General features: G+C 46.7%; 19 protein-coding genes and 1 tRNA gene. 1 reads left to right on the plus strand and 19 read right to left on the minus strand.

Features of this window, described 5'->3' with window-relative positions; translation table 11 throughout:
- Nucleotides 1-12: 12 nt before the first annotated feature.
- The 11 genes from hydG to leuB form a co-directional block, all read right to left on the minus strand.
- Nucleotides 13-1,434 (minus strand): [FeFe] hydrogenase H-cluster radical SAM maturase HydG, encoded by a 1,422-nt coding sequence (gene hydG / locus BLCOC_RS18020; protein ID WP_018596431.1) that lies wholly within the window; start codon nucleotides 1,432-1,434, stop codon nucleotides 13-15.
- A gap of 20 nt (nucleotides 1,435-1,454) precedes the next feature.
- On the minus strand, nucleotides 1,455-2,513 hold the full coding sequence (gene hydE / locus BLCOC_RS18025) for a [FeFe] hydrogenase H-cluster radical SAM maturase HydE (protein ID WP_115622962.1): 1,059 nt from the start codon (nucleotides 2,511-2,513) through the stop codon (nucleotides 1,455-1,457).
- 3 nt (nucleotides 2,514-2,516) lie between these two features.
- Nucleotides 2,517-3,752, minus strand: a complete 1,236-nt coding sequence (locus BLCOC_RS18030) for a DUF1015 domain-containing protein (protein WP_115622963.1) — start codon at nucleotides 3,750-3,752, stop codon at nucleotides 2,517-2,519.
- A 13-nt stretch (nucleotides 3,753-3,765) separates the two neighbouring features.
- Entirely contained in the window at nucleotides 3,766-3,933 is a 168-nt protein-coding gene (locus BLCOC_RS18035; RefSeq protein ID WP_018596434.1) for a hypothetical protein, read from the minus strand.
- Nucleotides 3,934-4,381: 448 nt separating this feature from the next.
- Nucleotides 4,382-5,314, minus strand: a complete 933-nt coding sequence (locus BLCOC_RS18040) for a nucleotidyl transferase AbiEii/AbiGii toxin family protein (protein ID WP_115625437.1) — start codon at nucleotides 5,312-5,314, stop codon at nucleotides 4,382-4,384.
- Nucleotides 5,314-5,922 (minus strand): type IV toxin-antitoxin system AbiEi family antitoxin domain-containing protein, encoded by a 609-nt coding sequence (locus BLCOC_RS18045; RefSeq protein ID WP_115622964.1) that lies wholly within the window; start codon nucleotides 5,920-5,922, stop codon nucleotides 5,314-5,316. The genes BLCOC_RS18040 and BLCOC_RS18045 overlap by 1 nt, the downstream gene beginning before the upstream one ends.
- A 427-nt stretch (nucleotides 5,923-6,349) precedes the next feature.
- The gene (locus BLCOC_RS18050) at nucleotides 6,350-7,513 is read right to left on the minus strand and encodes a phosphoglycerate dehydrogenase (protein WP_018596435.1); all 1,164 of its coding nucleotides are present in this window, start codon (nucleotides 7,511-7,513) and stop codon (nucleotides 6,350-6,352) included.
- A 2-nt stretch (nucleotides 7,514-7,515) separates the two neighbouring features.
- Complete coding sequence (serC, locus tag BLCOC_RS18055) at nucleotides 7,516-8,598, minus strand: 3-phosphoserine/phosphohydroxythreonine transaminase (protein WP_115622965.1); 1,083 nt, start codon at nucleotides 8,596-8,598, stop codon at nucleotides 7,516-7,518.
- Nucleotides 8,599-8,799: 201 nt separating this feature from the next.
- Nucleotides 8,800-10,485, minus strand: coding sequence for a biosynthetic-type acetolactate synthase large subunit (gene ilvB / locus BLCOC_RS18060; RefSeq protein WP_115622966.1), 1,686 nt, complete (start codon nucleotides 10,483-10,485; stop codon nucleotides 8,800-8,802).
- Nucleotides 10,486-10,524: 39 nt separating this feature from the next.
- Entirely contained in the window at nucleotides 10,525-12,192 is a 1,668-nt protein-coding gene (gene ilvD, locus BLCOC_RS18065; RefSeq protein ID WP_115625438.1) for a dihydroxy-acid dehydratase, read from the minus strand.
- A 131-nt stretch (nucleotides 12,193-12,323) separates the two neighbouring features.
- The gene (gene leuB, locus BLCOC_RS18070; RefSeq protein ID WP_018596439.1) at nucleotides 12,324-13,406 is read right to left on the minus strand and encodes a 3-isopropylmalate dehydrogenase; all 1,083 of its coding nucleotides are present in this window, start codon (nucleotides 13,404-13,406) and stop codon (nucleotides 12,324-12,326) included.
- A gap of 325 nt (nucleotides 13,407-13,731) precedes the next feature.
- Here leuB and BLCOC_RS18075 point away from each other — a divergent pair.
- A tRNA-Gly gene (locus BLCOC_RS18075) sits at nucleotides 13,732-13,802 on the plus strand.
- A 574-nt stretch (nucleotides 13,803-14,376) separates the two neighbouring features.
- Here the strand turns inward: BLCOC_RS18075 and BLCOC_RS18080 are convergent.
- The 8 genes from BLCOC_RS18080 to yajC form a co-directional block, all read right to left on the minus strand.
- Nucleotides 14,377-15,135 carry a hypothetical protein gene (locus BLCOC_RS18080; RefSeq protein ID WP_115622968.1) on the minus strand — a complete coding sequence of 253 codons (759 nt, stop codon included), beginning with the start codon at nucleotides 15,133-15,135 and terminating at the stop codon, nucleotides 14,377-14,379.
- 457 nt (nucleotides 15,136-15,592) lie between these two features.
- On the minus strand, nucleotides 15,593-15,739 hold the full coding sequence (locus tag BLCOC_RS18085; RefSeq protein ID WP_018596440.1) for a hypothetical protein: 147 nt from the start codon (nucleotides 15,737-15,739) through the stop codon (nucleotides 15,593-15,595).
- A 70-nt stretch (nucleotides 15,740-15,809) separates the two neighbouring features.
- A complete protein-coding gene (locus BLCOC_RS18090; protein WP_115622969.1) occupies nucleotides 15,810-17,558 on the minus strand; it encodes an NADH-dependent [FeFe] hydrogenase, group A6 in 1,749 nt (582 codons plus the stop codon).
- Nucleotides 17,552-19,390: an NAD(P)-binding protein gene (locus BLCOC_RS18095; protein WP_115622970.1), complete on the minus strand. Its 1,839-nt coding sequence runs from the start codon at nucleotides 19,388-19,390 to the stop codon at nucleotides 17,552-17,554. The genes BLCOC_RS18090 and BLCOC_RS18095 overlap by 7 nt, the downstream gene beginning before the upstream one ends.
- Before the next feature lie 365 nt (nucleotides 19,391-19,755).
- Nucleotides 19,756-20,583, minus strand: coding sequence for an AraC family transcriptional regulator (locus tag BLCOC_RS18100; protein WP_115622971.1), 828 nt, complete (start codon nucleotides 20,581-20,583; stop codon nucleotides 19,756-19,758).
- A 100-nt stretch (nucleotides 20,584-20,683) separates the two neighbouring features.
- Complete coding sequence (sdaAA, locus tag BLCOC_RS18105; protein ID WP_018596443.1) at nucleotides 20,684-21,559, minus strand: L-serine ammonia-lyase, iron-sulfur-dependent, subunit alpha; 876 nt, start codon at nucleotides 21,557-21,559, stop codon at nucleotides 20,684-20,686.
- Nucleotides 21,560-21,568: 9 nt separating this feature from the next.
- Nucleotides 21,569-22,237 (minus strand): L-serine ammonia-lyase, iron-sulfur-dependent subunit beta, encoded by a 669-nt coding sequence (gene sdaAB, locus BLCOC_RS18110; protein ID WP_115622972.1) that lies wholly within the window; start codon nucleotides 22,235-22,237, stop codon nucleotides 21,569-21,571.
- Between the two features lie 104 nt (nucleotides 22,238-22,341).
- The gene (gene yajC, locus BLCOC_RS18115) at nucleotides 22,342-22,665 is read right to left on the minus strand and encodes a preprotein translocase subunit YajC (RefSeq protein ID WP_018596445.1); all 324 of its coding nucleotides are present in this window, start codon (nucleotides 22,663-22,665) and stop codon (nucleotides 22,342-22,344) included.
- Nucleotides 22,666-22,689: the final 24 nt, after the last annotated feature.

The raw sequence follows: 22,689 nt of genomic DNA on the forward strand, positions 1-22,689 counted from the left end.
TGTATCCTCCTCTCAGAAACGGAAATCCCTCTCTCCATTCTCAATCTTTGCCAGGCGCTCCACAACAATCTCCCTTGTTCTCTCTCTTGGGATGTTCACAAGCTCTGACTGGATCAGTTCCTCCCCAATCTTTCTTGTCTCAGGGCTTGCATAGTCCATAAGAAACTCCTTCAGCGTCATCAGTGCATTGGGATGGCAGCAGTTCTGGATCTGTCCTGTCTTACAGAGACTCATAAACCTGTCTCCAGTCCTTCCTTCCCTGTAGCACGCCGTACAGAAGCTGGGGATGTATTTCATATCCATCAGCCAGTGCACCACCTCATCCAGGGTTCTCTTATCCGACACGTCAAACTGCTCGGAATTCTCATCCTCTGGTTCCGGTTCACTGTAACCGCCCACACTTGTCCTGGATGCACCGCTTATCTGGGAAATACCCAGGTGAAGTACCCTTTCCCTACATTCTTTGCTCTCTCTCGTGGAGATGATCATACCTGTATAAGGCACTGCGATACGGATACAGGCAACCAGTTTTGCGAATATATCATCGTCAATGCCGTTATCAAAGGCAGAGGGATCAATATCGTCCGCGTGCTTTACTCTCGGAACGCTGATGGTATGAGGCCCGACACCGTGGACCGCCTCTAAATGTTCCGCATGCATGAGAAGACCTGCAAATTCATAGCGGTACAACTCCAGTCCGAACAGTACGCCCAGACCTACATCGTCAATGCCGCCTTCCATGGCTCTGTCCATGGCCTCTGTGTGATAATCATAATTGCTCTTCGGCCCTGTGGGATGAAGCTTTTTATAGCTCTCTTTATGATAGGTTTCCTGGAAAAGAATATAGGTGCCGATACCGGCTTCTTTTAATTTCCTGTAATCCTCCACTGTGGTAGCCGCTATATTTACGTTGACGCGGCGGATAGCGCCGTTTTTATGCTTGATACTGTAAATAGTCTTAATGCTCTCCAGGATATATTCAATGGGGTTATTGAGAGGATCCTCACCTGCCTCCAGAGCAAGGCGCTTGTGCCCCATATCCTGCAACGCTGTTACCTCTTTTATGATCTCCTCCTGGGTCAGTTTCTTCCTGGCTATATGCTTGTTTTTCCTGTGATAAGGACAGTATACACAGCCGTTGATACAGTAATTGGACAGATAAAGGGGCGCAAACATAACAATCCGGTTCCCGTAGAAATCCTTTTTAATCTGTTCAGCCAGTTTGTAGATCTCCTGGTTTTTCTCCTCGATGTCGCAGTCCAGCAGTACAGAAGCTTCCCTGTGGGTCAGTCCTTTGCGAAGCTTTGCCTTTTCCAGGATCTGGTCAATAAGCGCCTCATTGTGCTTATTTGCCTCAGCGTAGGCAAGTGTCTCCTGGATTTCTTCATGGGAAATAAATTCCTCTGCTTTCAGTGATTTCGGATCGTAACTCATTTTACCCTCTCCTTTTCTCTTTACCGGGTTTCCATTTTGGTGTCCCCCCGGTCTACAGTCACTTCACAGCCGATTTTCTCCATACGGCTGCGAAGAAGTTCCAGTTCGGCGGCATTTTCTGCGCCTGTATAGATTTTATGGTCGTACAGTTCGTATTTTCCCTGTACCAGGGAAGCCGATAAATTCGGCATGACCACATTGGCCCCTGCCAGTATCCCCCGCTCCCGTCCGTCGCCGGCAATGGTGCCCAGAGCAGTTGTGGCGGGAAGCAGGACTTTGGGAAGCAGCAGCCGAATCAGTCCCAGCAGGTACAGAGTAAGCTCTGCGCTCCCCGGAGCCTTATTCCCAAAAGGAGTATCCCTGTGGGGAATGAAAGGCCCGATCCCCACCATTGCAGGCTGAAAATCCTTTAAAAATATCAGCTCATCTGCCAGATTCTCCGGTGTCTGTCCGGGAGTTCCCACCATAAAGCCGCATCCTGTCTGAAATCCAATGTCCTTTAGACTCCTCAGGCATTCCTGCCTGTGGGCATAGGACATGGAGGGCGGATGCAGCGTGCCGTAGTGCTCCTCGCACACAGTCTCGTGCCTGAGCAGATATCTGTCTGCCCCTGCATCAAAAAATCTCTGGTAACTCTCCCTCTCCTTTTCCCCCACAGAGAGTGTCACCGCACAGTCACTGTATTCCTTTTTTATGGACATGACCAGCTCTGTGATCCTGTCATCCGTATACCAGGGGTCCTCGCCCCCCTGGAGCACAAAGGTCCTGAACCCAAGGGCATAACCTTTCCGGCAGCACTCCATAATTTCTTCCCTGCCCAGACGGTAACGTTCCGCCCTGCGGTTTCCTTTTCGGATCCCGCAGTAGTAGCAGTCGTTTTTGCAGTAATTGGTAAACTCGATCAGTCCTCTGATGTAAATGCGGTTTCCGTAATATTTTTCCCGCATCCTCGCTGCTTTGCCGAACAGATATCCGGCAAGCTTCTCATCCCGCCCCTCGATCAGCGCTGTGAGGGTTTGCCTGTCAAGGGATTCTCCTGCTTCCAGACAGTCAATACTGTCAAATAAATGCTCTTTCATAATTTATATCCTGTGAATAAACAATCCGCTTCTGAGTTTTGGCTCAAACCAAGTAGATTTTGGCGGCATGAGCCTGCCTGCATCCGCCACGGCAAAAAGCTCCTTCATGGAAGTCGGATACATGGAAAACGCTGCCTTACAGTCCGTGTGTACACGCTTTTCCAGCTCATCCAGTCCCCGTATCCCTCCTATAAAGTCAATGCGCGGATCTTTTGCAGGCTCCCGAATCCCCAGCACAGGTTCCAGCAGATTATTCTGAAGGAGGGCCACATCAAGCCCATCCACCACATCCTCCGAGCGGTATGTATCCTTAATGTTCAGCTTATACCATCTGTCCTCCAGATACATGCCGAATTCTCCCTTTTCCCGGGGAGAAACCGCCTCTGTTCCCGGTTCTGACACCTGGAAGCGCTCCTTTATTTTCTCCAGGAACTCCTCCTTTGAATTGCCGTTCAGATCTTTTACTACACGGTTATAATCCAGAATTTCCAGTTCCTCATCGGCAAACAGGGTGCACAGGAAATAATTAAAAGGCTCCCTGCCTGTGTAATTGGGATTCTCCCGCCGCCGCTTTAGCCCTGCCTTGATAGCCGAAGCCGCCCTGTGATGACCGTCCGCAATATATATGCTGTCCATGGACTGAAATGTTTTTTCTATTTTGTGGGTCATGGCTGACTCATAGATCATCCAGCCTCTGTGACGGATCCCGTCTTCTGACACAAAGTCAAATATGGGGAAATCTTTTTTCTTAACCTCCATCAAATGTCTGAAATCCGCATTTGCGCGGTAAGCCAAAAAGATGGGACCTGTCTGCGCTTCCAATACATCTACATGACGAATGCGGTCCTGTTCCTTCTCAACCCTGGTATTCTCATGCTTTTTGATCACCCCATTCAGATAATCATCAATAGATGCGCATGCCACGATCCCGGTCTGTACATGTCCGTTTCTGGTAAGCTCATAGAGATAAAAGTTCGGGTCCACATCCTGCAGGAACTCCCCATCTTCCATCATTTTCCAGAATATCTTTCTTGCCTTTTTGTACACTTCCGGCGCGTACATATCCGTATCATCCGGAAACTGTGTTTCCGGCCGGTCGATTTTCAGGAAGGAATATGGATTTTTCTCTGTCTCCTCTTTCGCCTCTTTTCTGTTATATACATCATAAGGCAGTGCGGCCACCTTTGAAGCCAGGTTTTCCTGAGGGCGCACTGCACAAAATGGTTTTATTACCGCCATTATCAGCTCTCCTTTATAATTTTTTCTCCATAACACGGGCAGCGATCTCGCAGACACCATTGAATACCTTTCCCAGCCGTCTGCGGTTTCTTCTAAGTGCACCGCAGAAAGATTTTACCCGTTTTGCACCGCGTACTCTCTTCTGTATGAATGTTTCCGGTTTTTTCATTTTTCTGCTCATTTTCACACCCCAAATATATTGATGCAGTAGTTCGGACAAGCCGGACTGCTGCACATCCGGTCATTAAAATCACTTCACGATAGACTGGATGACTGTTGGCACTACCTGTTCATATGGTCAACGCAGTAAGCGCACAAACCTGTCTGAACTGTTACACATTCATGCCATTTTATAACGCCATAGTAAAATTATACCGTATATAGTCTAAAAATACAATGAAATAGACACAATAATAGAAAAATACGTAACAGTTCAGCCTTCCACTGTCCCACGAGGTGGTACCTTGCACTTGCAAGGCAATCCCGAGGCAGCCACGCGCCGGACTGCGGTTTTTTGCAGTCCGTATGCACGCTTTTGCTGCTATGAAGCCGAAAGGCTGAATTGCAACAAAAAAACGAATCAAGGGGAACTTCACATAAGGGATTTCCCCTTATGGCATTATTAAAAATCAGTTGCTTTTGTCGTGTTCCATAGCCCCCTTCATATTTGACCATCTGCTCATATTACTTCTCCATTCTTGCTGCCAATCTTCCTCATTCATAATTGTATCCAATACAGGTTCAAGAAAATTTTGTATTACATTAATGACTGCCGAAAACTCAAGTGTATCCTCTTTGATATTCTTCAAAAAATATTTCCACCGCTTCTGCATATCCTCAACATGGGCAAGTGCAGCAACATGTTTAAAGCTGTCTTTATCATATGGCGTGCCACGCCGTTGTAAGGTTTCATAAATAGCGGCTTGCAACTTCGCTCCGTCAAAATCAAAAGTTCCTGCCAGATAGAATATGTCATAGAAATCTTTCATCCGCCCCGTTAATTCAAACCGCTGAAGAATTGCGTCAAACTTTTCTGCAATGGTGCTTTCAAGGGAATAAGTCTGGATAAGAGGTTCTTCAAAATCTGGAAGCTGTGTATTGATTTTACGCTGTTCTGCCTTTGGCACAATAATATCACCCAAACCTATATCAACATTGAAGGGGACTCGCACATTTTTTATCTGAGCGATAATCTGTGCGCTGATACCATGGTATTTCCTCTGTGGTGAAATTTCCTCAAATCCTTTGGCAATCATAGAAATGTATTCATTACCTGTCGGCGTATTGATTATCTTGTCGATCATATCTTTGACATCTTCAATGGAATTAGATGCTGCCCGAAGAAGAAAATCCACATCTATTGTAGGTCGGCTTTCAAAATTAGTAAGTGTATAAATGAACAGTCCACCTTTGAGGATAAGATTTTCCTCATACTCCGACTTTGAAAGTTTCCTCAAAAATTCCTCCTGCACAAAAAGCTGCAGGCATTGCTGATAACTGATACCAGAAGTTTTTGCTTTATTTTTAAGTTTCGCAAGAACGGATGCCGCCTTGTCAGCCATCATAACCACACTCCAATCAAATCTTTTACTCGTTTTTGTACTCGCAGGGCTTTTGCATACTGCATAAGATTCGGTATGTTTTTTTTGGAATCTTTTACATAACCCTGGATTGCTTTGTTAAAAATTTCTTTGTCCATTCTATTCATGTTTCGTAATACATCACAGATTGTACGGTCACGGTCATAGATGCGAACTTCAATAGAATCTATCTCTCCTCTTGTCTCGCCAATCGGAAGTAGTACATTTTCAGTACGATATGCCTTGACAAAAGGATAATCTATTTTTACACGCTGTCTGGAAGCATTTTTGTCAATTGCAAGATTCCATTCAGTAGGATTTCTATCGCTGTATTCGTAATAGAACAAAGCTGTTTCCATACAAAGAACTGCATCGGGAAAAAGTTTGTTTATGATTATGACCTCACTGCCGCCAAATGCTTCAATCCAATGATAGTAACCCCATTTAACTTTTTCTATCAGGCCTTCTTCCATAAGCCGCTGAATATCTGCATAATATAGTTTTGCTGACTTTAGTTCAGCTGTTGTCATAACATAATTGTACCTTGAGAATATATCCCTAATGACTCTAATATCTTTTTGTTCAAACATTATTTCACCTCTATCAAAGCACACTAAAATTTATTAATCACGGTGTGGTTTAGTATATTATATCCGATGACAAAGAATAAATCAATAATACTAAACCGCACCACTCTTATACAATAAAAGGTGTGGTTTAATATAAAATAAACCTGGATCATAGGTATGACTATTTATGCTCTTAGCAGTCAGGAACTTTCAGCAGAAAAATTAATTGTTGTAATTTGGGGGTTTTATGAAATGAAAGAACATATATTGATTTTGAATGTACTAGACTCAGACGAGACAGAACTGCCTACACGTAATCTTCCACAGGAAGCAGTCACGGAACGTATTCAAGATAACACCGAGCCATTAGAGATATGGTCCGCACTTATCTTCGTCCCCTCCACTTTTTTATGTGAAGAGGATCGAAGAACAGCTTTTCACGTTTCTTTTATTTTACAATTCGCACGCGGTAAACGCCGTGGATATTTTTCAGCTCTTTTGCAACTTCGCCGGAAATTGGTGTGGACACATCAATCATGGTGTAAGCAAAATCGCCTTTACTCTTGTTGGTCATATTGGAGATATTCACTCCTGCGTCACCCAGAACCTTTGTGAACTGGCTGATCATGTTGGGAATATTTTTGTGATTAATGGTCACCCTTCCCACATCTATACAAGCCCCTGTATCACAGTCCGGATAATTCACAGAATTCTTGATATTTCCACTTTCAAGATAATCCATAAGCTGCCTTACGGCCATCACAGCACAGTTGTCTTCTGACTCCTCTGTGGATGCTCCCAGATGGGGTGTTACCAGAGTGTTTGGTGTGCTGGTCACTAGAGGGTTTGCAAAGTCTGTCACATACTTTTTGACTTTTCCCTCTCTCAGAGCCTCTGCCAGAGCTTCCTCATCCACCAGCAGATCCCTTGCAAAATTCAGAAGGACAACGCCCTCTTTCATCTGGGCGATCTCATCAGCGCTGATCATTTTCCTTGTGGATTCCATCAGCGGCACATGGATGGTGATATAATCACACTCTTTGTAGATCACGTTCAGATCATTGATGTGGTGAATGCTTCTGGAAAGGTTCCACGCTGCGTCCACGGAGATAAACGGATCATATCCGTATACTTCCATTCCCAGATGTACCGCAGCATTGGCCACCTTTACACCGATAGCGCCAAGGCCTATGATTCCCAGCTTCCTTCCGCTGATCTCGCAGCCGGCAAACTGCTTTTTCTTCTTCTCAGCCAGTTTTCCAATGTCCTCTGTGGCATCCTGGTGCTCCAGCCATTCAATGCCTCCCACAATATCCCTGGAGGCCAGCAGCATTCCGGCAATGACCATTTCCTTTACACCATTGGCATTTGCTCCCGGTGTGTTGAAGACCACCACACCGTCCTTTGCGCACTCCTCCAACGGAATATTGTTGACACCTGCGCCGGCTCTGGCTATGGCAACCACATTCTTTGGCAGCTCCATCTCATGCATATTTGCACTTCTCACCAGCACGGCATCTGCATCAGACATATTGTCTGTGCTCTCATACTTGGCGGGGAAGTGCTCCAGTCCTACGCTGGAAATTGGATTTAAGCAGTGATATCTGTACATGATCAAGCATTCTCCTTTTCAAATTTTTCCATGAAAGCAGTCAGGGCCTCCACACCTTCTATAGGCATGGCATTGTAGATGCTGGCACGCATGCCGCCTACACTCCTGTGTCCTTTCAGATTCACGAAGCCTGCGGCTGTGGCTTCTTTGATAAATTTCGCGTCCAAATCTTTATCACCTGTGACAAACGGCACATTCATAAGGGAACGGGAATCCGGTTCCACTGTACCTTTGAACATTGTGCTGGCATCCAGGAAATCATAAAGGATTTTGGCCTTTTTCTCATTATGCTTCTTCATGGCCTCCAGGCCGCCCTGTCTCTTCAGCCACTGGAATACCTTGCCGCACATATAGATGCCGTAGCAGTTGGGGGTATTATATAAGGACTCCGCATCTGCGTGTGTCTTGTAGGTAAGCATCGTCGGTGTTCCCGGAAGAACCTCCTCTGTGATCAGGTCTTCGCGGATGATGGCGATCACTACACCGGCAGGCCCTATATTTTTCTGTGCACCGCCGTAAATAAGGCCGTATTTCTCCACCTCCATAGGTTCGGAGAGGAAACATGAGGAAACGTCCGCAACCAGAGTTTTGCCTTTTGTATTGGGCAGTGTTTTAAATTTTGTACCGTAGATGGTGTTATTCTCGCAGATATATACATAATCCGCGTCCGGGCTTATGGGAAGGTCTGAACAGTCCGGAATGTAAGAAAATGTCTTATCTTCAGAGGAAGCGACTTTGTTGGCTGTTCCGTACTTCTGTGCCTCCTGCCATGCTTTCTTTGCCCACTGGCCTGTCACAATGTAATCAGCCACTTTATTCTTCATCAGGTTCATAGGGATCATGGCAAACTGCTGATGGGCACCGCCCTGCAGGAATAATACTTTATAGTTATCCGGAATATGCAGCAGTTCTCTTAAATCTGCCTCTGCAGTATGTATAATATCCTCAAAAGCTTTGGAGCGGTGGCTCATCTCCATAACAGACATGCCCGTTCCCTTATAATCCAGCATCTCTGCTGCTGCCTCCTTCAGCACTTCCTCCGGCAGCACTGCCGGTCCTGCCGAAAAGTTATAAACTCTGCTCACTTGTTGTTTCCTCCTCTATTGTTTTACTCTTATAATACAGTCTGGTTATCTGCATTTGCTGCTGAAAAGCCAAACGGCTGAACAACAACACGCCACATGCCCCTTTTAGGGACACGTGGCATAAATTGCTTGACAAGAAGTATTCTACCTCTTTGTTATATTATTGTCAATAAAAACATTTGTCTTTCTGAAAAAGACACATTATTTCTGTTTCGCTTTCAGATCATCCTCGTCAAAGGCATCCTCAATATTGGCGCCTGCCGGTACCATCGGGAATACTTTGTCATCGCTGTCGATCATGCAGTCCAAAACAACGGTAGTGTTTAATTCAATCGCTTTTGCAAGAGCCTCCTGCAGTTCTTCTTTTTTCGTCACACGGATACCCACTGCACCCATGGCTTCAGCCAGTTTCACAAAATCAACTTTATCTTTTAATACTGTATTAGAATATCTGCCTTCATAGAACAGAGTCTGCCACTGGCGCACCATACCGAGAACCTGGTTGTTGATGACCACCTGGATAAGCGGGATATCATTTCTGGTGGCTGTTGCGATCTCATTCATGTTCATACGGAAACAGCCGTCTCCTGCCACATTGATGACCACCTTATCGGGATTGCCCATCTTTGCGCCGATAGCCGCCCCCAGACCATAGCCCATGGTACCCAGTCCGCCGGAGGAGAGGAATGTGCGGGGTGCTTTGTATTTATAATACTGGGCTGCCCACATCTGATGCTGTCCTACCTCTGTGACGATAATGGCATCACCTTTTGTCTGACGATAGATTTCTTCAATGATGGCAGGGCCGCTCAAGCCTTCCTGGTTGTAGCGCAGAGGATATTTCGCTTTCAGCTCCTCTACATATTCCAACCACTCTTTATGCTCTTCCTGCTCCACCATATCGATCAGGCGTTTCAGCACTTCTTTGGCATCACCTACTACGCTGCAGTCAACCAGCACGTTTTTATTGATTTCCGCTGCATCCACATCAATCTGGATTACCTTTGCATTTCTTGCAAAATTTCTTGTATTGCCGGTCACACGGTCGCTGAATCTGGCGCCTATTGTGATCAGCAGGTCACATTTTGTCACTCCCAGATTGGAAGCCTTGGTTCCGTGCATACCCAGCATACCGGTATACAATTCATCTTCTCCGGAGAACGCGCCTTTTCCCATAAGGGAATCCGTTACAGGTGCCTGGATCTTATGTGCCAGAGTGCGCAGTTCCTCCCATGCATTAGCTGCAATGGCTCCGCCTCCCACAAAGATGAACGGACGCTTTGCCTCCCGGATCATCTCTGCCGCCTTAGCCAGATCTGCCTCTTCAATCTCACTTACGGAGGGTTTCACAGGCTTTGGCACTGCATTTTCAAAGTCTGTCTTGGCTGCAGTCACATCCTTTGTGATATCCACAAGGACCGGACCGGGCCGGCCGCTCTTTGCAATGACAAAGGCACGGCGGATGGTTTTTGCAAGCTTCTTCACATCTTTTACGATAAAGCTGTGTTTTGTGATAGGCATAACAACACCGGCTATATCTACCTCCTGGAAGCTGTCTTTTCCCAGAAGGGGAACGCCGACATTACAGGTAATGGCAACCACAGGAACAGAGTCCATATGGGCTGTGGCAATACCTGTCACCAGATTAGTGGCGCCAGGGCCGCTGGTCGCAAAGCATACCCCCACTTTTCCTGTAGAACGGGCATAGCCGTCCGCTGCGTGGGCTGCGCCCTGCTCATGGGAAGTCAGTACGTGATGGATCTCATCACTGTGTTTATATAACTCGTCATAAATGTTCAGAATGGTTCCGCCCGGATAACCAAATACGGTATCTACACCCTGCTCTTTTAAACATTCGATTACTATTTCTGCTCCTGTCAACTGCATATTGAAATCCTCCCAACCGTTATCTTTTCTTTTTTATTTTTATTTCTGGATTTCCAGAACAGCTCCTCTGTTTCCGCTGGTCACCATAGCCGCATAGCGTGCCAGATATCCCGTATTTACTTTAGGCTCTCTTGGCTGCCATGCAGCCTTTCTCCTTGCCATTTCCTCTTCTGAAACAGCCAGCTCCAGCTTGTTTTCCGGAATATTGATGCGGATGATATCTCCCTCCTCCACAAGGGCGATGGGACCGCCTACGGCTGCCTCCGGAGAAATATGTCCAATGGAAGCTCCGCGGGATGCGCCGGAGAAACGTCCGTCTGTGATCAGAGCCACGCTGGAACCAAGCCCCATACCTGCAATTGCAGAGGTTGGATTCAGCATCTCTCTCATTCCCGGACCGCCTTTTGGTCCCTCATAACGGATCACCACTACATCTCCTGACACGATCTTACCGCCTTTGATGGCGTCAATGGCATCTTCCTCACACTCAAACACCTTTGCAGGGCCTTCATGCACCATCATCTCCTCACAGACTGCGGAACGTTTTACCACACCGCCGTCCGGTGCCAGATTGCCGGTGAGTACCGCAAGGCCTCCGGTCTGGCTGTAAGGATTTTCAACCGGGCGGATAACCTCTGAATTCCTGTTCTCACAGTTTTTAATATTTTCGCCCACAGTCTTTCCTGTCACTGTCATACAGTCCAGATTCAGCAAATCTTTTTTGGTAAGCTCATTCATCACTGCGTACACACCGCCGGCCTCATTCAAATCTTCAATGTAAGTCGGACCTGCCGGTGCCAGATGGCAGAGATTCGGTGTCTTTGCGCTCACTTCATTTGCAAAGGTAATGTCAAAGTCCCATCCGATTTCATGGGCAATTGCCGGCAGATGCAGCATACTGTTGGTAGAACATCCAAGTGCCATATCAACCGTCAGGGCATTCATGATCGCGTCTTTTGTCATGATGTCCCTCGGACGGATATTCTGTCTGTACATCTCCATTACCTGCATACCTGCGTGTTTTGCCAGTTTGATCCTCTCGGAATAAACAGCAGGGATGGTTCCATTTCCTTTTAATCCCATACCCAGCACTTCTGTAAGACAGTTCATGCTGTTGGCAGTGTACATACCGGAGCAGGAGCCGCAGGTTGGGCAGACTTTATTTTCAAATTCTTCCACTTCCTCTGCGGTCATGGTTCCGGCACTATAGGAACCTACAGCCTCAAACATGGAAGAAAGGCTTCTCTTCTGGCCATGTACACGGCCTGCCAGCATAGGACCGCCGCTTACAAATACGGTGGGGACATTGATCCTGGCTGCTGCCATAAGGAGTCCCGGTACGTTCTTGTCACAGTTCGGTACCATGACCAGAGCGTCAAACTGATGGGCCATAGCCATAGCCTCTGTGGAATCCGCGATCAGATCTCTTGTCACCAGGGAATATTTCATTCCTGTATGTCCCATGGCAATACCGTCGCAGACAGCAATAGCCGGGAACATGATCGGTGTTCCGCCGGCCATGGCAACACCTAATTTTACAGCATCCACGATCTTATCCAGGTTCATGTGGCCCGGCACAATCTCATTATAGGAGCTGACAATACCTACCAGCGGCCTTTCCAGTTCCTCTTTTGTCATTCCCAAAGCATTGAACAGGGAACGGTGCGGTGCCTGCTGCATACCTGTTTTTACTGCATCACTTCTCATATCTTTCACAATCCTTTCTGTTGTCTGTTTTCTATTGTCTGAATTCCATTGTCCGTTTTTGATCTTATTTGTAACTGTTCTGTATTTTCACCATTATAAGCGGATGCTTAACTGTTACTCTCGTTCAGCTCTCAGATCCGCTCTGCGATCAGATCTCCCATCTCGATCGTCCCCACCTGTTTCATACCATCCGCCATGATGTCCACTGTGCGGAATCCCTCTGTAAGGACCTTCTGCACGGCTGCCTCCACAGCATCCGCCTCTTTGTCCAGATCCAGGGAGTAGCGCAGCATCATGGCTGCAGACAGTATGGTCGCCAGAGGATTGGCGATCCCTTTTCCTGCAATGTCAGGTGCAGAACCGTGGCTCGGCTCGTAAAGACCGAATTTTGTCTCATTTAAGCTGGCAGATGAAAGCATTCCGATGGAGCCTGTCACCATGCTTGCCTCATCAGACAAAATATCGCCGAACATGTTCTCTGTGAGGATAACATCGAACTGACCCGGATTATGCACAAGCTGCATGGCACAATTATCCACAAGCATATGTTCCAGTGTCACCTCAGGATAATCCTTTGCCACCTCTTCCACCACTTTTCTCCAGAGTCTGGAGGAATCCAGTACATTGGCTTTGTCCACACTTGTGACTTTTTTGTTTCTCTTCATGGCAATATCAAATGCTTTGACAGCAATCCTGCGGATCTCATTTTCATTATATGTAAGAGTGTCTACGGCTGTTGTCACACCGTTTTCCTCTACTGTCTTCCTCTCACCGAAATACAGGCCGCCGGTCAGCTCCCTGACAATGATCATGTCAAATCCATCACCGATCACTTCCTCTTTCAGGGGGCAGGCACCTTTCAGTTCCTCGTACAGATAAGCAGGGCGCAGGTTTGCAAACAGATTCAGCGCTTTTCTGATAGCTAAGAGTCCTGCTTCGGGACGTTTTGACGGCTCCAGCTGATACCAGGGTGATGTCTTGGCATCCCCTCCGATGGACCCCATCAGCACCGCGTCGGAAGCTTTGGCAGACTTAATCGCTTCCTCAGTCAGCGGCACACCGTGCACATCAATGGAAGCTCCCCCAAGCAGTACCTCCTCATAGGAAAAACTGTGTCCATATACTTCACAGACCTTATCCAGCACTTTTTTAGCCTCTGCCACAATTTCCGGTCCAATTCCGTCACCCGGGATCAATGCAATTTTATAGTTCATGAGATTCTCCTCCTGTCGTACAGTTGTCGTATGTTATCGCATTATAGTATTTTAATTATGATAATCCTTTTTCGCTTATATTTCAAGGCATAATAAGGCTCTCTGCTATGCTTTTTCGTTATATAAGCCATAACAGTTCAAAAATCCTCTTGCAAATAAAAATATTTTGGATTATAATATCTTCAACGCATCAGTTCCGGGAGGAGTGCGGTTACACCCGTATCTGCGGTGTCTCGGTTCACACATATGAATATCCCGGAGGAACACGCGCAGGCTGGTGCACGTTTGGGATATTTTAATTTCCTCAGTTATATAATACATGTATGCAGATATAGTTCATCGGTAGAACGCTAGCTTCCCAAGCTGGAGAGGCGGGTTCGATTCCCGTTATCTGCTTAGAGTTTTTGCAGCAAAAAGCCTAATTTTCTTTGATTTTAAAGGCTTTTTGCTGCATTTTCTTTTTTATCCCGTGTTTTTGATTACTCTTCTATTACCATAAAAAGTTCTTCTATAGGCACAGCAAAAGGCTGCCGGCAAATTTGTCAGCAACCTTTTCATTCTTTTTCTATTCATATGTATACCTTATTAATACTGAAGCAATATATGTAAGACTGCATCAACGAAAAAAACAAGACAGAAACCAAGCCGTATAAGTGAACTATGAAATTTTTCTGTTTTCTCATTCCTTGACAGCAAATAAATACTTTTAAATGTATGATAAACTGCTAATACACCGTAAATAGTTATAGCAATCTGATAGCAAATAGCACTATACTCATATTTTTTATTATATATTACTATAATTCCCACAAATGCAGGGATCAAGAAAAAAATATCATACATTATTCGGCATATTAAAGATTTTTTGTCCCTGAACATTTAATCAGCTCACTTCCTTTTGACATTTTATTCAATGTATGAGAGTTAAAAATTTGAGGCCTCATGTGATAGCCTTCATTTTATATAACTTTTATTGAACATTTGGTATAGATAGATTCGCTGCATTGCCATAATTATAGATATCCAAAATTTCTTTATTATACGATGCATTTTTAATATTTTTATCATTTGCAACCTTTTCAGCGGCCTCTTCAACAGAAATACTATCCATCTGAGACATCTGCGCAATCTCTTTTTTGATACGTGCATCCGTAGTATCTGTGATGATACGGACTAGCTGCAAAGTTTCTTTATCCATATAATATTCCTGATAAATAGTATAGGGGATTTCCTGATCCATGCGGTATGTTTTACCCATGTCTTCAACGTAGCTTGTGGTATAGACAAGCGTTTTTTTATCATTTATAGATTCTTCTCTGTCCTTTTCAAATTTTAATACACGGCTGTAACCATATTCATGAGCGTATACACCGCTATTTATTTTCTTCCATTCATCACTATCATTCGTGAGCGCAATCCTATCAGGATGTGCTTCATCTCCATACATATACATTTCTAATATTTTAGAATTAGGATTTAAGTATTTCATATGTATCTGAAAAGGATTGCGGATAACGGTTCCTTTTACATACATTTGTGCATATTCATTTCCCTGTTCATCATATCTTATATAACTTTCTTCAAAATCATAATCTGTCTTGTAAAATTCAGCTACAGATGTTTCTATGTCTGTTTTTTCTGTTTTTGAAGATTCCGCATTACCGACACATCCGGACAGAAACGAAGAAAAGACACATAAATATAAAATATTTTTCCCGTTTTTGAACATAACTGCCCCTCCTCCATTTTAAACAAGAAAAGTGGTTGTGCTTCGTCTCTCCCAACCCTAAAGATGTGCTGGTCTTTTCGTATAATTTTCTCCTAATGTCTGCCACTTCTTTAAAATATAGGATTTTCACGCGTTTACCATCTTATATTGTATTTTGCACTATTATATATTGTAAATATAGCACAGCAAAAGCAAAGAATCCATATCTTTTATTGCTTTTTAATCGTTTTCACATTTATAGTTTTCTAAAAAACCTATATGAAAAATATTTATTATATCGGCTTTCTGTCTATTCACTGTTGGTAAAATATATCATTCTCCTCAGGATAGTAATTTTACCAAGTCGACCTTTTTGTATTTACCTTTTACAACCCTGCCTAGTACACATAAAAACAGGCATCCTGCTCCCTGCTAAGGATCAAGACGCCTGTTCAGCCATAAGATACCGAATTTCTCTCTATACCTGCCTGATTTTCGGTTCCACAGCCTCAGACCTGGCATTGTGCTGCTGATTCTGATTTTCCGGCTTTACCTTCTGGGTAATGCTGTTGAAGGTTTCATTTGACTTCTTTCTGTTTAAAGCTTCCTGCTGTTTTTTATCCATTTCATTCACCTCGGTATCAGAGTGTTTCCCAAAGGCTATGGATTTATGTATTTTTTCTGTTTTCTCGAATTTATCCTTCTCCCGGCATCTTCCATCCGTGATGATCCGTATGCAGCAGCTCGTGGGCCTTGTGTGACAAAGGCTTTTCCAGAAAATCTTCATAACATTTTATGACAGAAGGATTTTCATGGGAGAACCGGATATTGCTGACCTTATCCAAGCCATACAGGATCTGTCCCCTGTCCCCGGCAAGCTCCTGTCCGTCGTGGATTGGCTGGCCGCCTCCGCCTGCACATCCGCCGGGACAGGCCATGATCTCCACAAAGTCGTAGGAAACTTTTCCTTTCCTGAGTGCTTTCATCAGTTTTCTGGTATTGCCCAGTCCGCTGGCAACCGCCACCTTGAGAATGGTGCCTGCCAGATTGAATTCTGCCTCCTTCCAGCCATCCATACCCCGGACTGCCCGAAATGCGTCCGGTTCCGGATTTTTACTGGTCACCAGATAATAGGCGCTGCGCAGTGCAGCCTCCATAACGCCTCCTGTGGCGCCAAAAATAACACCTGCACCGGAACCAACCCCCAGAGGCATATCCAATTCTTCCTCTTTGAGCGTCTCAGGAAGTATATTGAACATACGGATCAAACGGTCGATCTCCCTGGTAGTCAAGGAGGCATCCACATCCTGCCCTGCCCCTGCGTCCCTCATGGTCGGAAGGGCACACTCCTGCTTCTTTGCCACACACGGCATAACAGACAGACAGAAAATCCTCTCCGGGTCCACATCCAGTAGTTTCGCATAATAGGTCTTCGCTACAGCGCCGAACATCTGCTGCGGTGATTTTGCCGTGGAAAGCTGATCCACCATATCCGGATACTGGGATTTCATAAAGCGCACCCAGCCCGGACAGCAGGACGTAAACATGGGGAACTTCTCATTCTCTTTGTTTTTCAGTTTCTCCAGGAACTCACTGCCCTCTTCCATAATAGTCAGATCCGCACTGAAATCCGTATCGAAAATATAGTCAAATCCCATCTTACGCAGAGCAGAGGCCAGCCGCTTTACCGTAGCAAATTCCGGTGACAGGCCAATGGATTCTCCCCAGGCCGCGCGCACAGCAGGTGCGATCTGAACCACTGTGATCTTATCCTTGTCGGCAATGGCATCCAGCACACGCTCCGTGTCATCCCGCTCTCTGAGTGCCCCAACCGGACAGTGTGTGATACACTGGCCGCAGACTGCACAGTCTGATTCGTCTATCTTTCTGTTGCCCGATACATCCACAGTTGTTCTGGAACCTGTGTTCACTACATCCCAGACATTGACAGACTGGATCTTATCACAGATCTGCACGCAGCGCATGCATTTGATACACTTTGTATAATCCCTGATCAACGGGAAATCCATATCCCAGGAGTTCTTTGGCAGTTCCCTGACAAAGGGAACATCCATGATATTCAGATCATTGGCCACACTCTGCAGGGAACAGTTTCCGCTTCTGACGCAGTATGCACAATTGCTATTGTGCTGGGATAAGATAAGCTGTACGTTTGTCCTTCTGGTTTTCCGGGCCTTTGGGCTGTTGGTATGGACCACCATCCCCTCTTTTACCCTGTTATTACAGGCGGTAACCAGCTTTGCATATCCCTCCACCTCTACGACACAGACACGGCATGCACCAATCTCATTGATATCCTTCAAATAGCACAGAGTGGGAATCCTGATTCCTGCAAGAGCGGCAGCCTGAAGGATGGTGCTGTGCCTGTCGGCCTCTATCTGTATGCCGTCGATCGTAAGTTTCACTCTCTCTGTATTTACCATTTTTCCACCCTGCCTCCCTTAAACACACCGAAACCGAAGTGGTCACAGCGCAGACAGCGTCTTGCCTCCTGGGATGCCTCCTCAGAAGTCATACCGCATTCAATCAGTTCCATATCCTTCACTCTTACGGACGCCTCGCGTTCTTTCATATTCACGCGGCCGCAGGTGGGGCGGTCATGGAGACGAACCCGCGGAATCTCCACCCCGCTTGTTATTGTATGGTTGTATCCCAAAAATTCATCAATATTGGCTGCTGCCACTTTCCCTGCCGCAATGGCACGGATCACAGTTGCCGGTCCGGTCACGCAGTCACCTCCGGCAAAGACACCGGCAGCATCCTTCACGCCGCTCCAGTCAAAGGCATCAATAGCGGCACCTCTTGTAATGGGAATACCTGACTCACCAAAGTGCTGGGAATCGATCCCCTGTCCGATGGCCACCAGAATCTGGTCACATGGCAGGCGGAGTTTTGGCACATCCGCATCTCCCGGTGTGGGTCTTCCGTTTTTCATTCTGCCGATGAGCTGAGGCTGCACCCAGAGCGCAGAAACCTTGCCCTGATCGTCCTTCTCAATAGACAGCGGCGCATGAAGGTCCAATACCTCACATCCCTCTGCAATAGCCCCTTCCACTTCCTCCGGCAGGGCTGTCATATCCACTTTTCTTCTCCTGTAAGCAATACGCACACGTTTTGCTCCCAGACGAACTGCGGAACGGGCCACATCCATAGCCACATTGCCGCCGCCGATCACAATGATATCTCTGTCCTTAAAGTCCGGCATGTCCCCGTCACCGATACTGCGGAGCATCTCCACCGCTGACATTACACCTTCGGCGTCCTCGCCCTCCATTCCTATCTTTCTGTCCGTATGGGCACCAATAGCTATGTAAACGGCATCATACTGAGGTCTGATATCCTGTATCAGATACGGCTTTTCTCCTACAACTGCTCCGGTGATAACATCAATACCCACACTCAGGAGCTGGTGGATCTCCTCATCCAGTATTTCTCTCGGAAGCCTGTAGCTAGGGATACCGTACCTCAACATGCCTCCAAGCTGCTTTTCCTTCTCATAAATAGTCACCTTATGCCCCATTAAAGCCAGGTAATAGGCGGCACTGATCCCTCCCGGACCTCCTCCGATCACCGCGATCTTCTTGCCCGTAGCCGGAGCCGCATTCGGCACAGGCACTTCCCCTGCATGTTCCACTGCAAAGCGCTTCAGCCCCCTGATATTAATGGGATCATCCAGCATGGTTCTCCGGCACCGCACCTCACAGGGATGCTCGCATATAAGGCCGCAGACTGCAGGCATGGGATTGTCCTTGCGGATCAGGCGCACTGCATCCGCAGGTCTTCCCTCCCGGATAAGGGCAATGTATCCGGGGATATCCACCCCGGCCGGGCACTGGGATACACATGGTACCGGCTGATTCAGATTGCAGGAACACCTGCCCCTTACAATGTGCTCTTCAAAATCCTCCCTGAACCCCCTGATTCCCTTCAGCACCATCTTGGCCGCTTCATAGCCGATGGCACAGTCTGCCGAATAGAAAATGCTCCTTGCCGTCCTCTCAATGACCTCAATAGTCTCCAGAGTGGCATCCCCATCCAGCACATCATCAAAGAGCTTTTCCAGTTGTCCCAGCCCTACACGGCAGGGAACACACTTTCCGCAGGACTGGGCATGGCACATTTTTAAAAATGATGCCGCCATGTCCACCGGACATAACCCAGGCGGGCTGGCAACGATACGCCGTTCCAGATCCTTATAGAGTTCCTCCACTGTCCGCTGTGCACTGTTTTGCGTAATGATACTTAATCTGCTCATATCTACCTCCAATTGTTTCAATATACATTCTGGGTTTTCTTGCGGTCAGCGCAGTGAATACGCAGACCTGCTGAATCGTCGCATTTTATCTCAGAATGATATGGCAGTTACGCTGATGTTTTATCCGATCACTCAGATATAGTTATATCTTAAAATTACCATTTCCCATCAAAATCGTCAATACTATTTGATTATTTTTTATCAATGTTTAAACAAAAAACTGTTGCCCCGCAAACTTTTTATACAAAAACAAGGCTGCCGCACGATATAAACTGTTCTCTGCTTTTTGGCAAAAAACAGTTCTTTATATCGTACAGCAGCCTCATTTACAAGTCAGAACCTGCCCGCAAAACAACTGCATAGGATTACTTTACAGGTATCCAGACCTCCACTTCCCCTAAATCCTCAGCTTCATTCCAGAAAATATACTTCTCAATGGTGGGCAGCCCGCATTTCGCATACTGGCTTTGAGGAAGAAATTCCTGATTGATCTGCCGCCATAGATTTCCCAGTACATTATCTGAAATCTTTCCTTTTGTCCGAAAGATCAGCCATGTTGCCGGAGGGTATTCATATGTCACAAACCCTTCTGTCTCCGGACCGTCCCAGAGGACTGCACACATATAATCGTTGCTGCCGTCCTCCTGAAACCCGAAACATAGTCCCAGGTCAAAAAAGTCCCCGCTGATCTCTCTCATCTTTTCATTGGTGCCGTCACTCTTGACCACTGCCCAGGTTCCGCCCCCATACGGTGTAGTCATTCTTGTTCCCAATACCTTAAAAGCTTCTTTTTCTTCAATCGTATACTTCATAGATTCCACTCCCTTCACTGTCACTTGAAACTCCAGCCGGCAGTAAAACATCAGCGGAACAGCATTTTGTCTCACTTCTGTTGGGTTGACACCGTGCATTTTGCGGAATGCCACACGGAAAGCATCTCCTGACTGATACCCATACTTCAGTGCAATATCCATTACCTTTTCATCAGAATTCTGCAGATCATAGGCTGCCATGGTAAGCTTGCGTCTTCTGATATACTCGGAAAAACTGATATTTGTCACCTGGCCGAACAGACTCTGAAAATTCTGATACGGGCACGCTATGATCCTGCTGATCTCTTCCTCATCCATCTCATCCCTGAGATGCTCCTCCACATAGTCCATCACTCGGTTGATGCGCTGCATCCAATCCATATTCTCACCTGCCTTACCCATATTATAAGTCAACCGGGACCAATCTGCCCGATAAATCTTCTACGGAAAATAACGGCATCCAAAATGTATCTGCCAACTCTCAGCTTCCAAAAATCTCGCAGGTACGCCTGCAGGCAGAAGGGGTTGCCGCACAGCCTCCCAGTGCGCTCTCCCGCAGCTCAAAAGGCAGGCTTCTTCCCACATGATACATAGCCTGTGCCATCTCATCGAAGGGGATGAGAGCCGGTATCCCTGCCAGTGTCTGTTCTGCGCAGATCAGCGCATTAGCTGCCCCGACACTGTTTCTGTTCTGGCATGGGTATTCCACAAGGCCGGCTATGGGATCACAAACTAATCCAAGCAGATTTGACATTGCCACAGAAGCCGCATCCAGACACTGCCCGGGCGTGCCTCCCATCATCTCTGCGGCCGCGGCTGCTGCCATGGCTGACGCAGCGCCTACCTCTGCCTGACACCCCGCTTCTGCGCCTGCCACAGATGCATTCCGCATGAGGAGATACCCCACGGCTCCCGCGGTATAGAGACCGTTTAATACCACTTCTTCCGGCAGATCATACTCCTCCTGCAGGGAAAGAAGCACCCCGGGCACCACCCCCGAAGAACCGGCAGTAGGTGCAGCCACGATCACTCCCATGGAGGCATTGACTTCCAAAACCGCCATGGCATACGTAACCGCGCGCTGAAGCACAGTTCCGCAGACAGATTTTCCTGCCTGCGCATGCCGGTAAAGTTTCCCAGACTCACCGCCGATCAAACCGCCCACAGACGGCTTGGGATCTGTCAGAGGCTCCTTTGCCGAACGGCGCATGATATCCAGGGATTTTTTCATTTTCTTCTCAACTTCCGCCTCGGAAATCTGCGAAAATTCTGTCTCCCGAAGCTTCATAACCCTGGAAATGGGCATATTCTGTGCCCTGCATATTTCCAACAATTCACTGCCCTGATTAAATTCCATCCTACCCTCCTATATCTGCACCAGAATCACATTGGAGACAAAGGGATTTTCCCTTATTTTCTCTGTCACATCTTCCGGTATTTTCTCATCAGACTCCACAATGGTATATGCCCTGGCACCTCTCTCCTCCCGATAGAGGCGCATAAATGCAATATTCACATTCTTTTCGCTGAGAACCTTTGTAACATGTGCCACCACTCCCGGCTTGTCCGTCTGGCTCACCACCAGAGTGCTGTACTCACCTGTGAAATCCACTTCTATCTGGTTCAGACGGACAATCTTTACCTTGCCACCGCCAAGAGATACGCCGCGCACAAAAAGATGTTCGCCGCAGGTGCCCTCTATATCCATATCCGCAGTGTTTGGATGCTCGTCACCAAGCTTGTCACTGAGAATAAATTCATACTCCATCCCCTGTTCACGGGCTAGTGTCAGGGAATCCCTGATACGCAGATCATCTGTCTGAAATCCCATGATCCCGCCCAGAAGCGCCCGGTCTGTGCCGTGCCCCCGGTATGTCTGGGCAAAGGAGCCATACAGGGTAAAACGCACTTTTTTTATTTTCCCCGGAAAAAGTCTCCGGGCAAGAAGGGCCATGGATGCGGCGCCGGCCGTGTGGGAGCTGGAAGGACCCACCATATTGGGGCCGATCACATCGAACAAACTGATAAATGCCATATTCTCACCTCTCTATTTTCTGAATCAGCATGGTTGAAGACGAAAAAACAGGCGCCGCAGAACTATTTTTCCTGCAACACCTGTTTGGCTTTTCAATCTTCTGATCAATCTTTTTCTGCGATTCCGTCGCCAGCTTTCTCAACTTCCGCGATAGCCGCTTTTCTCATGGGAATTCTGCAGTTTCTGTTGTTACCGAATTCTACGATGACATCCTCATCTGTAATATCAATTAAGATTCCGTAAAAACCGCTTGTGGTTACCACACTGTCTCCCACTTCCATAGAAGATAACATGGATTTCACTCTCTGCTGTTCCTTTTTCTGCGGTCTCATGATCATGAAATACATTAAAAGAAAAAATACAACCAACGGCAGCAACATGGTTGCCCATGCGCCAGCACCGCCTGCGCTTGCCTGTCCTAAAAACATTTGGGTTCCTCCTGCAAATTATAC

Origin of the sequence: Blautia coccoides (assembly GCF_034355335.1) — a bacterium.
GTDB lineage: Bacteria > Bacillota > Clostridia > Lachnospirales > Lachnospiraceae > Blautia > Blautia producta.